16 protein-coding genes and 1 other annotated feature are annotated in these 12,244 nt (G+C 47.2%); of the genes, 14 read left to right on the top strand and 2 right to left on the bottom strand.

Going from position 1 to position 12,244, the window contains the following annotated elements:
* Positions 1-52 precede the first annotated feature (52 nt).
* The 14 genes from mreB (at position 53) to pheA (ending at position 10,481) form a co-directional block, all read left to right on the top strand.
* Positions 53-1,066 (top strand): cell shape-determining protein MreB, encoded by a 1,014-nt coding sequence (gene mreB / locus NYE36_RS14250; RefSeq protein ID WP_003152647.1) that lies wholly within the window; start codon positions 53-55, stop codon positions 1,064-1,066.
* 30 nt (positions 1,067-1,096) lie between these two features.
* Entirely contained in the window at positions 1,097-1,960 is an 864-nt protein-coding gene (mreC, locus tag NYE36_RS14245) for a rod shape-determining protein MreC (RefSeq protein WP_007408166.1), read from the top strand.
* Entirely contained in the window at positions 1,957-2,475 is a 519-nt protein-coding gene (mreD, locus tag NYE36_RS14240; RefSeq protein ID WP_007408167.1) for a rod shape-determining protein MreD, read from the top strand. Before mreC ends, mreD begins: the two co-directional genes overlap by 4 nt.
* Positions 2,476-2,528: 53 nt before the next feature.
* The gene (gene minC, locus NYE36_RS14235) at positions 2,529-3,209 is read left to right on the top strand and encodes a septum site-determining protein MinC (RefSeq protein WP_003152653.1); all 681 of its coding nucleotides are present in this window, start codon (positions 2,529-2,531) and stop codon (positions 3,207-3,209) included.
* 2 nt (positions 3,210-3,211) lie between these two features.
* Positions 3,212-4,015 carry a septum site-determining protein MinD gene (gene minD, locus NYE36_RS14230; protein ID WP_016938784.1) on the top strand — a complete coding sequence of 268 codons (804 nt, stop codon included), beginning with the start codon at positions 3,212-3,214 and terminating at the stop codon, positions 4,013-4,015.
* A 126-nt stretch (positions 4,016-4,141) separates the two neighbouring features.
* Positions 4,142-4,945, top strand: a complete 804-nt coding sequence (locus NYE36_RS14225; RefSeq protein ID WP_265451137.1) for a M23 family metallopeptidase — start codon at positions 4,142-4,144, stop codon at positions 4,943-4,945.
* Positions 4,938-5,804: a M50 family metallopeptidase gene (locus NYE36_RS14220; protein ID WP_007408169.1), complete on the top strand. Its 867-nt coding sequence runs from the start codon at positions 4,938-4,940 to the stop codon at positions 5,802-5,804. Before NYE36_RS14225 ends, NYE36_RS14220 begins: the two co-directional genes overlap by 8 nt.
* Before the next feature lie 58 nt (positions 5,805-5,862).
* Positions 5,863-5,936 (top strand) — a sequence feature (ribosomal protein L21 leader region).
* 13 nt (positions 5,937-5,949) lie between these two features.
* Positions 5,950-6,258, top strand: coding sequence for a 50S ribosomal protein L21 (rplU, locus tag NYE36_RS14215; RefSeq protein WP_003152660.1), 309 nt, complete (start codon positions 5,950-5,952; stop codon positions 6,256-6,258).
* Positions 6,259-6,260: 2 nt separating this feature from the next.
* On the top strand, positions 6,261-6,602 hold the full coding sequence (locus NYE36_RS14210; RefSeq protein ID WP_012118103.1) for a ribosomal-processing cysteine protease Prp: 342 nt from the start codon (positions 6,261-6,263) through the stop codon (positions 6,600-6,602).
* Positions 6,603-6,614: 12 nt separating this feature from the next.
* The gene (gene rpmA / locus NYE36_RS14205; protein ID WP_003152662.1) at positions 6,615-6,899 is read left to right on the top strand and encodes a 50S ribosomal protein L27; all 285 of its coding nucleotides are present in this window, start codon (positions 6,615-6,617) and stop codon (positions 6,897-6,899) included.
* A gap of 317 nt (positions 6,900-7,216) precedes the next feature.
* The gene (locus tag NYE36_RS14200; protein WP_007408171.1) at positions 7,217-7,795 is read left to right on the top strand and encodes a sporulation initiation phosphotransferase B; all 579 of its coding nucleotides are present in this window, start codon (positions 7,217-7,219) and stop codon (positions 7,793-7,795) included.
* A gap of 31 nt (positions 7,796-7,826) precedes the next feature.
* A complete protein-coding gene (gene obgE, locus NYE36_RS14195) occupies positions 7,827-9,113 on the top strand; it encodes a GTPase ObgE (RefSeq protein ID WP_007408172.1) in 1,287 nt (428 codons plus the stop codon).
* A gap of 53 nt (positions 9,114-9,166) precedes the next feature.
* The gene (gene thrR, locus NYE36_RS14190) at positions 9,167-9,610 is read left to right on the top strand and encodes a transcriptional regulator ThrR (RefSeq protein WP_007408173.1); all 444 of its coding nucleotides are present in this window, start codon (positions 9,167-9,169) and stop codon (positions 9,608-9,610) included.
* Between the two features lie 13 nt (positions 9,611-9,623).
* Positions 9,624-10,481, top strand: a complete 858-nt coding sequence (gene pheA / locus NYE36_RS14185; protein ID WP_003152668.1) for a prephenate dehydratase — start codon at positions 9,624-9,626, stop codon at positions 10,479-10,481.
* Positions 10,482-10,507: 26 nt separating this feature from the next.
* Here the strand turns inward: pheA and NYE36_RS14180 are convergent, their stop codons facing one another.
* Together NYE36_RS14180 and NYE36_RS14175 are read right to left on the bottom strand one after the other, a co-directional pair.
* Positions 10,508-11,050: a transcription repressor NadR gene (locus NYE36_RS14180; RefSeq protein WP_014418541.1), complete on the bottom strand. Its 543-nt coding sequence runs from the start codon at positions 11,048-11,050 to the stop codon at positions 10,508-10,510.
* On the bottom strand, positions 11,047-12,198 hold the full coding sequence (locus tag NYE36_RS14175) for an IscS subfamily cysteine desulfurase (RefSeq protein ID WP_265451138.1): 1,152 nt from the start codon (positions 12,196-12,198) through the stop codon (positions 11,047-11,049). The genes NYE36_RS14180 and NYE36_RS14175 overlap by 4 nt, the downstream gene beginning before the upstream one ends.
* Between the last annotated feature and the right edge of the window lie 46 nt (positions 12,199-12,244).

Genomic DNA, 12,244 nt, shown 5'->3' with positions numbered 1-12,244 from the left:
TGAGTTTTTCCCTTTAGGGTATTTTTGCTTTAAGAAAGGAAGATACATACATATGTTCGGAATTGGTACAAGAGACCTTGGTATAGATTTGGGAACCGCGAATACGCTTGTGTTTGTTAAGGGTAAAGGAATCGTAGTGAGAGAGCCGTCTGTCGTTGCTCTGCAAACGGATACGAAGTCAATCGTTGCGGTCGGTAACGATGCGAAAAACATGATCGGAAGAACTCCGGGCAACGTGGTTGCGCTCCGTCCGATGAAAGACGGCGTTATTGCTGACTATGAAACAACTGCGACAATGATGAAATACTACATTAATCAGGCTGTGAAAAATAAAGGATTGTTTGCGAGAAAGCCTTACGTTATGGTGTGTGTGCCGTCAGGTATTACGGCCGTTGAAGAACGGGCGGTCATCGACGCGACAAGACAAGCGGGCGCACGTGACGCTTATCCGATTGAAGAACCGTTTGCGGCAGCAATCGGCGCGAATCTTCCGGTATGGGAGCCGACGGGCAGCATGGTCGTTGATATCGGCGGCGGAACAACTGAAGTGGCGATCATTTCTTTAGGCGGCATTGTCACGTCTCAGTCAATCCGCGTAGCCGGTGACGAAATGGACGACTCAATCATCAGCTATATCAGAAAAACATATAATCTGATGATCGGTGACCGTACGGCGGAAGCCATTAAAATGGAAATCGGTTCAGCAGAAACCGGTGAAGAAAATGCGTCAATGGAAATCCGCGGCCGCGATCTTCTGACAGGTCTGCCGAAAACGATCGAAATCACGGGAACGGAAATTGCAAATGCACTGCGTGATACAGTTCTCTCAATCGTTGACGCGGTGAAGAGCACGCTTGAAAAAACACCGCCTGAGCTGGCCGCTGATATTATGGACAGAGGTATTGTATTAACAGGGGGAGGCGCCCTGCTGCGCAATCTCGACAAAGTCATCAGCGACGAAACGAAAATGCCTGTTCTTATCGCTGAAGATCCGCTGGATTGTGTTGCGATCGGCACTGGAAAAGCACTGGAACACATCCATCTTTTCAAAGGAAAAACAAGATAATCAGGAGTTAAATAGAAGAGGTGTATCACGATGCCGAACAAACGGTTAATGCTATTACTTCTGTGTATTATCATATTGGTGGCTATGATTGGATTCTCGCTGAAGAACGGCCGTAATACCACCTGGCCTGAAAAGCTGATCGGTGATACGACGGGAGTATTTCAAAACATTTTTCACACGCCTGCCGAATATTTTGCAGGGTTCTTCGGGGACATAAAAGACCTGAAAAACACGTACAAGGAAAACGAACGCTTAAGACAAAAGCTGGACGGACAGACACAATATGAAGCGAAGCTCCAAGAACTCAAAGATGAAAACAAGAAGCTGCGTGATGAACTCGGACATGTCAAATCAATTTCCGACTATGATCCGATTTTAGCGACCGTTATCGCCAGAAACCCTGATCAATGGTACAAGCAGATCATGATCAATAAGGGAACGAAGCAGAAAGTGGCCAAAGACATGGCTGTCACGAACGAAAAGGGTGCGCTGGTCGGGAAGATCAAAAGCAGCGGACTCAACAGTTTCACATCCGCCGTTCAGCTGCTGAGCGATGTTGACCGCAATAACAGAGTGGCCACCAAAATCTCCGGCAAAAAGGGAAGCAAAGGCTACGGTTTAATTGAAGGGTATGATAAAAAGAAACAGACTCTGAAAATGACCATCCTTGAGCCGGATGAAAAACGTGAAGTGAAAAAAGGCGACCTCGTGGAGACATCCGGAACGGGCGGCGTATTTCCTCAAGGGCTGACGGTCGGGGAAGTGACCGATGTAGAATCAGATGCTTACGGCCTGACGAAAATCGCTTACGTGAAACCGGCTGCCGACCTGTACGATCTTGACCATGTCATCGTCGTGAACCGAAGCGTAGCAACAGGGGAGGAAGGATCGTGAAACGTTTCCTTCTCCCTTTGATTATGATTTTGGTCTTTTGTGCGGAAAGCATCTATACGGATCTGGTGCGTTTTCCTTTCGTTTCCGTCGAGCAGCAGGTCGTTCCGCATTTTCTTTTGCTTGCGCTGATTTTTATGTCCGCTTATATCAACCAAAAGCATGCGGTGATCTACGGTTTGATTTTCGGATTTCTTTATGACATCAATTATACGGGTGTTTTAGGCGTTTATATGTTTGGTTTTGCCGGTTTATGCTATCTGGCGGCCAAAGCGTTTAAAGTGCTGCAGACAAACGCCCTGATGGTCATTCTGGTTGCAGTGCTGAGCGTATGTGTGCTTGAATTTTACGTCTACGGCATTCAGACGTTAATCCGCAGCGGCACAATGACATTTAATGATTTTGTCATTCAGAGGTTCTTGCCGACCGCTTTGCTGAATATTGCGGGAGCCGTTATATTAGTCCTGCCCTTCAGGCTGTTTTATATAAGTCTGAAGAAAGAATTAAGAGATGAGTAAAAAGGATTTTATCTTTTTTTGACGAAAAGAGTATGTTGTTGAGGTGAACATTGATGAAGACCAAAAAGCAGCAATATGTAACAATAAAAGGAACAAAAAACGGCTTAACATTGCATCTGGATGATGCGTGTTCTTTTGATGAGCTTCTCGATGGTCTTCAAAACATGCTGTCGATTGAACAATATACTGATGGCAAAGGCCAAAAAATCAGTGTTCATATTAAACTCGGGCATCGTTATCTGTATCAGGAACAGGCAGAGCAGCTGACTGATCTGATCGCGTCAAAGAAAGATTTAGTCGTGCATTCAATTGACAGTGAAGTCATCGCCAAAGAAGAAGCGCAGCGGATGAAAGAGGAGCAGGAAATTGTTTCTGTTTCCAAAATCGTCCGTTCGGGCCAGGTGCTTCACGTGACGGGAGATTTGCTTTTAATCGGAGATGTGAATCCCGGCGGTACGATCAGAGCCGGAGGAAATATATTTGTTCTCGGTTCATTAAAAGGGATTGCCCACGCGGGTTATAACGGAAATAACCGGGCTGTGATCGCCGCATCAGAAATGATGCCGACACAATTGAGGATCAATCACGTGTTAAATCGCTCCCCAGACCACATTCAAAAAGGGAACGACATGGAATGTGCTTATTTAGATACTGACGGAAATATGGTCATTGAACGCCTTCAGCAATTGGCTCATTTAAGACCTGATCTAACAAGGCTTGAGGGAGGAATGTGAAATTGGGTGAGGCTATCGTAATAACTTCGGGAAAAGGCGGAGTAGGTAAAACAACAACATCTGCAAACCTCGGTACCGCCTTAGCCATTTTAGGGAAGCGCGTCTGTTTGGTAGACACAGATATCGGACTGCGCAACCTTGATGTCGTAATGGGTCTTGAAAACAGAATTATTTACGACTTAGTAGATGTAATTGAAGGCAGATGCAAGACGCATCAGGCGCTTGTCAAAGACAAACGTTTTGATGATCTGCTTCATTTAATGCCGGCTGCCCAGACAAGCGACAAGACGGCTGTTGTCCCTGAGCAGATCAAATCGCTTGTGCAGGAGCTTAAGCAGGAATTTGATTATGTCATTATTGATTGTCCGGCCGGAATTGAACAAGGCTATAAAAATGCCGTCTCCGGAGCTGATAAGGCGATTGTTGTGACGACGCCGGAAATATCAGCGGTGCGGGACGCTGACCGCATTATCGGACTTTTGGAGCAGGAAGATATCGAACCGCCGCGCCTTATCGTGAACCGCATCAGAAATCACCTGATGAAAAACGGTGACACGATGGATGTGGATGAAGTTGTTCATCATCTGTCTATTGATCTCCTCGGAATCGTTGCTGACGATGATGAAGTGATCAGGGCTTCAAATATCGGCGAACCGATTGCCATGAATTCCAAAAACCGCGCCAGCATTGCGTACCGCAATATCGCCCGGCGCATTTTAGGAGAATCCGTTCCTTTGCAGGTGCTTGAAGAGCAGCAAAAAGGGATGATGGCGAAAATTAAGTCATTTTTCGGCGTGCGTTCATAATATATACCAGAATACAAAGATCTGATGAAGCCCAGCTTATCAGGTCTTTTTGTTTTTCAAGAGCGCATATTTGCAATGGACAAGACATAGGATGTACAAACCCAACGATTGCAAAGGATGATGGCGATGAGTCACAGAGCTGATGAAATTAGAAAAAGACTGGCCAAAAGAAGAAAACAGCGGCCTGAATCAAAACGGACTTTCGTTCAAAACGCCCAAACGCAGAATTTTCCCGCGTGGCAGACGGTCAAGGAGCAGGAAAAGCACAAGCTTCTACCGGACTACGAATATCAAACGGAACACCCGCTCGAATTTAACGGACGGCATCCATTGATCAGCGCTCATTCTATTATTTTAAAATGCCTGCTGGCCGCCTGTCTCGTACTGATCTCCGCTATTGCCTATAAAACTGACAAACAGCCGCTGAGTCAGATCAAACCGGCGATCGCACAAACCTTTCAAAAAGAATTTCAGTTTGCTGCCGTAAGCAATTGGTTCGTATCTTCCTTCGGAAACCCGCTCGCTTTTCTTACGCCGGGAACGAAAAAGAAGGACGGTCAGGTGGCGGTCAGTCAGGATATGGCCGTTCCTGCCGCGGGGAAAATCCAGCAGGACTTTCAAAATAACGGAGAAGGCGTCGTCGTCGAAACCGCCAGCGAAGCCATTGACAGCGTAAAAGAAGGCTACATTATGGAAGTGAGCAAAGATAAAAAAACAGGGCTGACGGTGAAGGTGCAGCACGCCGACAATACCAGCAGCATTTACGGCCGGCTAAAAGATGTTAATGTTTCATTGTACGACTTTGTCGATAAAGGGAAAAAGATCGGTTCGATCAAGCTTAACGATAAAAGTAAAGGCCAGTACTATTTCGCGATCCAGGATGGCGATAAATTCATAGATCCGATCCAGGTGATCACATTTGATGAATAAATGGCTCATCCTCCTTTTTAAAATTCATGTCCATCCTTTTCTTTGGATTATCATGGGGCTTGGTCTTATGACGGGGCACATCAAAGCGCTGCTGTGTCTTTTGCTGGTCGTATCCGTTCATGAGCTGGGGCATGCTGCTCTGGCTGTGTTTTTTTCGTGGCGCATTAAACGCATCTTTCTGCTCCCTTTCGGCGGGACGGTTGAGGTGGAGGAGCACGGAAACCGGCCGCTTAAAGAGGAATTCGCGGTCATTCTGGCGGGCCCGCTTCAGCATGTGTGGCTTCAGGCGGCAGCCTGGCTCTTTTTCATGTCAGGCTTTGCAAGTGAGCAGACATTTGAGATGTTTACCTTTTATAATCTCTCCATTCTTTTCATCAATCTTTTGCCGATCTGGCCGCTTGACGGCGGAAAGTTCGTGTTTTTATACTTCTCTAAACAAATGGCTTTTCAAAAAGCGCATCTCCTCAGCCTGCAGACATCGGCCGTTTCCGCGCTTTTGCTCTGCTGCTGGATTGTGCTGGCCGTCCCCCTTCAGGTCAGCGCATGGGTGCTGTTCGTCTTTCTCGCCGCTTCTTTATGGGATGAATACCGGAAGCGGCATTATATTCAGCTGAGGTTTCTTTTGGAGAGATACTACGGCAAAAACCGCGATGTCGCCATGCTGCATCCTTTGACGGTCGCGGCCGATGCCAAAGTAAAGCATGTCATGGCCGAATTCAAACGGGGATGCAAGCACCCCATTATCGTTGAAAAAGCCGGCGAAAAGCTCAGCCAGCTCGATGAAAATGAAGTGCTTCATGCGTATTTTGCCGATAAACGGACAGATTCCTCTATGGAAGACCTGCTGCTGCCTTACTAGAAATAGATTGACATATCCTTTTGGTTCTGATATATTTTTTAATGTTATGGATGTAGCACCAATGCTACAACCGCTCGGGACAGGTGATAAGAGCTTTAAAGCCCCCTGTTGCTGGCGAGTCTTAGTCTAATAGGAGGTGCAGAGAATGTACGCAATCATTAAAACAGGCGGAAAACAAATCAAAGTTGAAGAAGGTCAAACTGTTTACATCGAAAAACTTGCTGCTGAAGCAGGTGAAACAGTGACGTTTGAAGACGTATTGTTTGTTGGCGGAGACAGCGTGAAAGTCGGCAACCCAACAGTTGCAGGCGCGACAGTTACAGCTAAAGTTGAAAAACAAGGCCGTGCGAAAAAAATCACTGTTTTCCGTTACAAGCCAAAGAAAAATGTTCATAAAAAACAAGGTCATCGTCAGCCTTATACTAAATTGACAATCGAAAAAATCAACGCGTAAGCATGATAGAGGCAACAATTCGAAGATCCCGGAATGACGGGGGCATTTTGTCCTTTGAAATGACGGGACATGCCGATTTTGCTGAACATGGACGAGATCTCGTATGCGCCGGGGTCACGGCTGTCGTTTTCGGAGCGGTCAATGCGGTTATCGCGCTGGCTCCTCTCGAACCGATTCTTGATATAGGCGAGGACGGGGGTTATTTCTACTTTGAATTCCCAGAAGCCGCTGATCAGGAAGCTTTGCAAAAAGCGCAGCTGCTGATTGAAGGCATGATTGTTTCTCTTGAAACGATCGAGCGGGATTACAGTGAACACTTACGGTTGACTGCAAACCAAATATAGGAGGTGAGTTACATGCTTAGATTAGATCTTCAGTTTTTCGCTTCTAAAAAAGGTGTAGGTTCTACAAAGAACGGACGTGACTCTGAATCTAAACGTTTAGGCGCTAAACGTGCAGACGGTCAATTCGTAACAGGCGGATCTATCCTTTACCGTCAACGCGGAACGAAAATCTACCCAGGTGAAAACGTGGGCCGCGGAGGAGATGACACTCTTTTTGCTAAAATCGACGGAACTGTTAAATTCGAACGTTTCGGCCGTGACCGCAAAAAAGTGAGCGTATATCCTGTAGCTCAATAATGACACAAAAAACTCCGGTCGTTGACTGGAGTTTTTTTTGCAGTAAGCGGAGTAACATCAAGAATGAAAAGCAGAGGATGCGTGAGTGAACCCCGCCTTGAATGAGGACATCAGCTTCCCATACCCACTGGATATGTTCCCCAAGCAGTGATACCAAAAATGTTTCTGCCTGGCATCCGCATTGTATGCGATCCGAAAAAGGAACATGATGAACCAGGAAAAACAAGTGTTTTTTTAACAAAGCCTTCTCTGTTATAATTCATAGTACACACTTATCAAGACTCCTAAAAAGAAATTAAACGATTGGGAGTGCGAAAATGAAGGATGTATCGAAGAAACAAGAAGAACCTGTAAGCGATGCGGCTCTGATCAATGAGCTGATCCAATTAATGGGCCATTTCCGTCATGATTGGATGAATAAGCTGCAGCTGATAAAAGGAAACTTAAGTTTGCAGAAGTATGACAGGGTCGTTGAAATTATTGACGAAATGGTCATAGATGCAAAGCACGAATCAAAGCTCTCAAACCTGAAAACCCCGCACTTGGCGTTTGACTTTCTTACATTTAATTGGAAGTCCCGTTATATGAGGCTCGAATACGAAGTGCTCGGAGAAATTAAAGATTTATCGGCATATGATCAAAAGCTGTCGAACCTGATGAGAAAACTGTTTCATCTGTTCGGTCTGGCGGTAAACAATGAAAGTGAAAATCATCTGACCGTATCGCTGCAGACGGATCACCCTGACAGACAGCTTATTGTATATCTCGATTTTCATGGAACGATTGCAAATGCAGATGTGTTTGATGAATTTCGCAAATCCCGGCATGAGGACTTTGATGTCATGCAATTTGAGCTGACCGGCCATGAATGTGTGGCCGAAATTGGAATGAACTAGCGGTTTTTTACGGTTTAGAACGGAGGATATTATGTTTGTAGATCAGGTGAAAGTATATGTAAAAGGCGGCGACGGCGGTAACGGAATGGTTGCGTTCCGCCGTGAAAAATATGTGCCGAAAGGCGGGCCTGCCGGCGGTGACGGAGGTAATGGAGGCGACGTCGTTTTTGAGGTTGATGAAGGACTGCGCACGCTCATGGACTTCCGGTACCAGCGGCATTTCAAAGCGATACGCGGCGAGCACGGCATGTCTAAAAACCAGCACGGCAGAAATGCGGACGATATGGTTGTTAAAGTTCCGCCCGGCACAGTCGTAACGGATGACGATACAAAACAGGTCATTGCCGATCTGACAGAGCACGGGCAGCGCGCCGTCATCGCAAAAGGCGGACGCGGCGGACGCGGAAATACCCGCTTTGCGACACCGGCCAACCCGGCACCGCAGCTGTCAGAGCACGGAGAGCCCGGAAAAGAGCGCTATATCGTGCTTGAACTGAAAGTGCTTGCAGACGTAGGCCTCGTCGGCTTCCCGAGCGTCGGAAAATCTACGCTTCTGTCTGTCGTTTCATCGGCAAAGCCGAAAATCGCCGATTATCATTTTACAACGCTTGTTCCGAATCTGGGCATGGTGGAAACGGATGACGGAAGAAGCTTCGTCATGGCGGATCTGCCCGGCCTGATTGAAGGAGCGCACGAAGGAGTCGGCTTAGGCCACCAATTTCTCCGCCATATCGAACGGACGCGCGTCATCGTTCACGTCATTGACATGTCAGCGATGGAAGGCCGTGATCCGTATGAGGATTATGTCACCATTAATCAGGAGCTCAGTGAATATAATCTGCGGCTGACGGAGCGTCCGCAAATTATCGTTGCGAATAAAATGGACATGCCCGAAGCGGCTGAAAATCTTAAAGCGTTTAAAGAAAAGCTTCAGGATGATCACCCTGTCTTTCCGATCAGCGCTGTGACGAGAGAAGGGCTCCGCGATCTTCTGTTTGAAGTCGCCAACCAGCTGGAAACAACGCCTGAATTCCCGCTGTATGATGAAGAAGAACTGGCGGAAAACCGCGTAATGTACACGATGGAAGATGAAGAAATTCCATTTAACATTACCCGTGATCCGGACGGCGCGTTTGTGCTTTCAGGTGACAGCCTGGAACGCCTCTTTAAAATGACTGATTTCTCCCGTGACGAATCCGTCAAGCGTTTTGCAAGACAGATGCGCGGTATGGGCGTTGATGAAGCGCTCAGAGAACGCGGTGCTAAAGACGGCGATATCATCCGGCTTCTGGAATTTGAATTTGAATTTATTGATTAAAAAAACGGAGAGCTTGCAATGCAGGCTCTCTGATGTAAAAGGGAGGGGTGCAGGTGAAAGAAGAGACATTTTATTTAGTGCGTGAAGACGTTCTGCCTGATGCGATGCGGAAAACCCTTGAAGTCAAAAAGCTGCTCGACAGAAAAAAGGCTGAATCGGTTGCAGATGCCGTGCAGAAAGTTGATTTAAGCAGAAGCGCTTTTTACAAATACCGAGACGCGGTTTTCCCTTTTTACACGATGGTTAAAGAACAAATAATCACACTTTTCTTTCATTTGGAGGATCGGTCAGGCGCGTTATCCCAGCTATTGCAGGCGGTGGCTGACTCAGGAAGCAACGTGCTTTCCATTCACCAGACGATTCCGCTTCAGGGCAGGGCGAATGTCACGCTCTCAATCAGTACGTCCGCAATGGAAGAAAACATTCATACGTTAATGAATAAACTGAGAAAATTTGATTTTATAGAAAAAGTTGAGATCTTAGGGTCAGGCGCGTAAGGAGAGAAGAGACATGAAAGTCGGTTATTTAGGGCCAGAAGCCACATTTACACATCTAGCAGTCAGTTCCTGCTTTCAAAACAGCGTGACACAAGCACCTTATCAAACAATACCGGCATGCATGGATGCGGCGGTTGCGGGAGAAGTTGATCTTGCATTTGTTCCTTTGGAAAACGCGCTGGAAGGCTCGGTTAACTTAACGATTGACTATTTGATTCATGAGCAGCCTCTTGCGATCGTGGGGGAAATGACGCTGCCGATTCACCAGCATCTGCTCGTTCACCCTTCGAGAGAAAATGAGTGGAAAAAGCTTGAGAAAATTTATTCTCATTCCCATGCGATTGCGCAATGCCACAAATTTCTTCACCGGCATTTTTCGTCCGTTCCTTATGAGTATGCGAAGTCAACAGGTGCGGCTGCCAAGTATGTCAGTGAGCATTCGGACCTTCCGATCGGCGTGATTGCAAATGAAATGGCCGCCGCTACATACGGATTGAGCATCGTGAAGCGGGATATTCAGGATTATCAGGACAACCACACGAGATTTGTCATTCTTTCGCCTGAAAAAGACGTCTCATTCGAAGTGAATGCGAAACTGTCTTCACGGCCGAAAACGACGATGATGGTAACGCTTCCCCAAGATGACCAATCAGGTGCGCTGCACAGGGTGCTGTCCGCTTTTTCATGGAGAAACCTGAATTTATCAAAGATCGAATCGCGCCCGACAAAAACGGGTCTCGGCAACTATTTCTTTATTATTGATATTGAACAGGCGATGGATCAGGTTCTCATTCCCGGTGCCGTTCAAGAGATGGAAGCCCTCGGCTGCCGGGTCAAGCTTCTGGGAACATATCAATCCTATTCGATATAAAAAAAGCCCTTCAGGGGGCTTTTTTTTTAATCTTTTATTAAAATACCCGCGTCGTCCAGCGCTTGGCAGGCTTGGTCAATCCGCTCTTTTGTCGGGGCGCTTAACGTATGGAGGTGCACGCCTCCGGTCAGCTGTGAAAGGTAAGCGGCATTTGTCGAGTTAATGTGATCCATGAATTGTTTGACTTCTTTCCGTGTACTGACTCTTATGGCGGCGGTTAAATCGCCGTATACGGGGTGTTCAATAATGACGTCCTTTATGGTGACACCTTCATCGACAATGAGTTCAAGCTCTTCTTCCGTCCGCTCCGGGCCGTGCAGACAGGCGACAATCCGTTCGGCATTTTTTTCGCCGCCGGCATTCATGCTGATGTATAAGTAGCCTTGGCTCGTCGCGATAATCGGCTCGTTTTTTGCTTTCAAAAGCGATATGTCCTGCACGATCACCTGTCTTGAGACATTTGCTTTTTTGGCCAATTCGCCTCCTGTTAATGGCGAGCCGGCTTCTTTCAGCCAATGAAGCAGCATGTCGCGTCTTTTCTCCCCAGTAAGCTTCGTTCCTTCTGTCAAATTGCTGATTCTCCTTTCTTTTGCTCCCATAGCGCCGTAAATGTATGTATCAGCATATCGAGCTGTTCACATGTTGTTTCGTTTCCGAATGAGATCCGGAAAAACTGCCGCGCTTCCCGTTCGGTTTTTCCCAGCGCCTTCATAGCTGAAGAAGGGCCGTGGCTGCCGGCGGAACATGCGCTCCCGGTTGAGATGCAAATATCGTTACGATTACATTCTAACATAATATATTGTCCTTCAAAGGAGTGAAAAAAACACCCGACAATGTGGGGCAGGCATTCACCGCCGGTTTCTTCCTCTGAAAATGAAATGGGGAGGCCTTGACGCCGAATTTGGTCATACAAATAATTCCTCAGCCTGTCAGCATGCTCACGGTGTTCCTCCATGTGTTTCACTGCATACTCCGCAGCAGCGGTAAAAGCGCCGATGGCCGGCACATTCACCGTACCGGGCCTGAACCCGTTTTCATGCACGGTATGCGGATAAACCGGGTTCCAGCTGACACCGGGCCGAATGTAAACAGCCCCGGTGCCTTTCGGGCCGTATACTTTATGACCGGAGATGGAAAGGGCGTCGATTCCCTCCTGATCCGCATCAATCGGCAGTTTGCCGAAACTTTGAACACAATCGCAATGCAGCAAAATGTTTCTCTGGTGAAGAAAAGCGGCCAGACGATTCACAGGCTGGATGAGACCGGTTTCTGAATTGGCGTGCTGTATGGAAACGAGCCCCGTGTCAGGACGGACATGAGCCGCCAGTATGTCCTCGGTTATAAGGCCGTTTTCGTCGGGATATATGATGGTGACATCAATTCCACGGTCAGCTAAAAACGCAGCGGCATTTTGGATCGAATGGTGTTCCATTGCGGTCGTAATAAAATGTTTTTTGTGATCGGGCAGGCCGTGCAGCAATGATTGGACGGCCAGGATGTTCGCTTCCGTTCCGCCGCTTGTAAAGTAAATGCCGTCTGCCGCTCCGCCGATCAATTTTCCTGCAGAATGTCTGCAATATTCCAGCACGTCCGCCGCTCTTCCTCCGGCGTCATGAAGGCTGCTTGCATTGCCGTATACCTCTGTGCTGAGATGCTGAAAGACTTTCGCGGCTTCTTTGCTTAAAGGCGCTCCCGCCGCGTAATCAAGATAAATCATACAGCCCGTCTCCTATCCGTTTATGTTAAAAAAAGCTTGAGTTTAT

The sequence above is a fragment of the Bacillus sp. FSL R5-0593 genome (assembly GCF_038603755.1).
Classification (GTDB): domain Bacteria; phylum Bacillota; class Bacilli; order Bacillales; family Bacillaceae; genus Bacillus; species Bacillus velezensis.
The sequence above is the reverse complement of the archived record's forward strand: the minus strand, read 5'-3'. Positions and strand labels throughout refer to the sequence as shown.

What these genes read in the sequence shown, in the direction of transcription:
- NYE36_RS14200 (WP_007408171.1), top strand. Translation starts at nt 7,217, where the DNA reads ATGAAGGATGTATCGAAGAAACAAGAAGAACCTGTAAGCGATGCGGCT.
- rplU (WP_003152660.1), top strand. Translation starts at nt 5,950, where the DNA reads ATGTACGCAATCATTAAAACAGGCGGAAAACAAATCAAAGTTGAAGAA.
- minC (WP_003152653.1), top strand. Translation starts at nt 2,529, where the DNA reads ATGAAGACCAAAAAGCAGCAATATGTAACAATAAAAGGAACAAAAAAC.
- NYE36_RS14225 (WP_265451137.1), top strand. Translation starts at nt 4,142, where the DNA reads ATGAGTCACAGAGCTGATGAAATTAGAAAAAGACTGGCCAAAAGAAGA.
- NYE36_RS14175 (WP_265451138.1), bottom strand. Translation starts at nt 12,198, where the DNA reads ATGATTTATCTTGATTACGCGGCGGGAGCGCCTTTAAGCAAAGAAGCC.
- NYE36_RS14220 (WP_007408169.1), top strand. Translation starts at nt 4,938, where the DNA reads ATGAATAAATGGCTCATCCTCCTTTTTAAAATTCATGTCCATCCTTTT.
- mreB (WP_003152647.1), top strand. Translation starts at nt 53, where the DNA reads ATGTTCGGAATTGGTACAAGAGACCTTGGTATAGATTTGGGAACCGCG.
- obgE (WP_007408172.1), top strand. Translation starts at nt 7,827, where the DNA reads ATGTTTGTAGATCAGGTGAAAGTATATGTAAAAGGCGGCGACGGCGGT.
- mreC (WP_007408166.1), top strand. Translation starts at nt 1,097, where the DNA reads ATGCCGAACAAACGGTTAATGCTATTACTTCTGTGTATTATCATATTG.
- NYE36_RS14210 (WP_012118103.1), top strand. Translation starts at nt 6,261, where the DNA reads ATGATAGAGGCAACAATTCGAAGATCCCGGAATGACGGGGGCATTTTG.
- rpmA (WP_003152662.1), top strand. Translation starts at nt 6,615, where the DNA reads ATGCTTAGATTAGATCTTCAGTTTTTCGCTTCTAAAAAAGGTGTAGGT.
- pheA (WP_003152668.1), top strand. Translation starts at nt 9,624, where the DNA reads ATGAAAGTCGGTTATTTAGGGCCAGAAGCCACATTTACACATCTAGCA.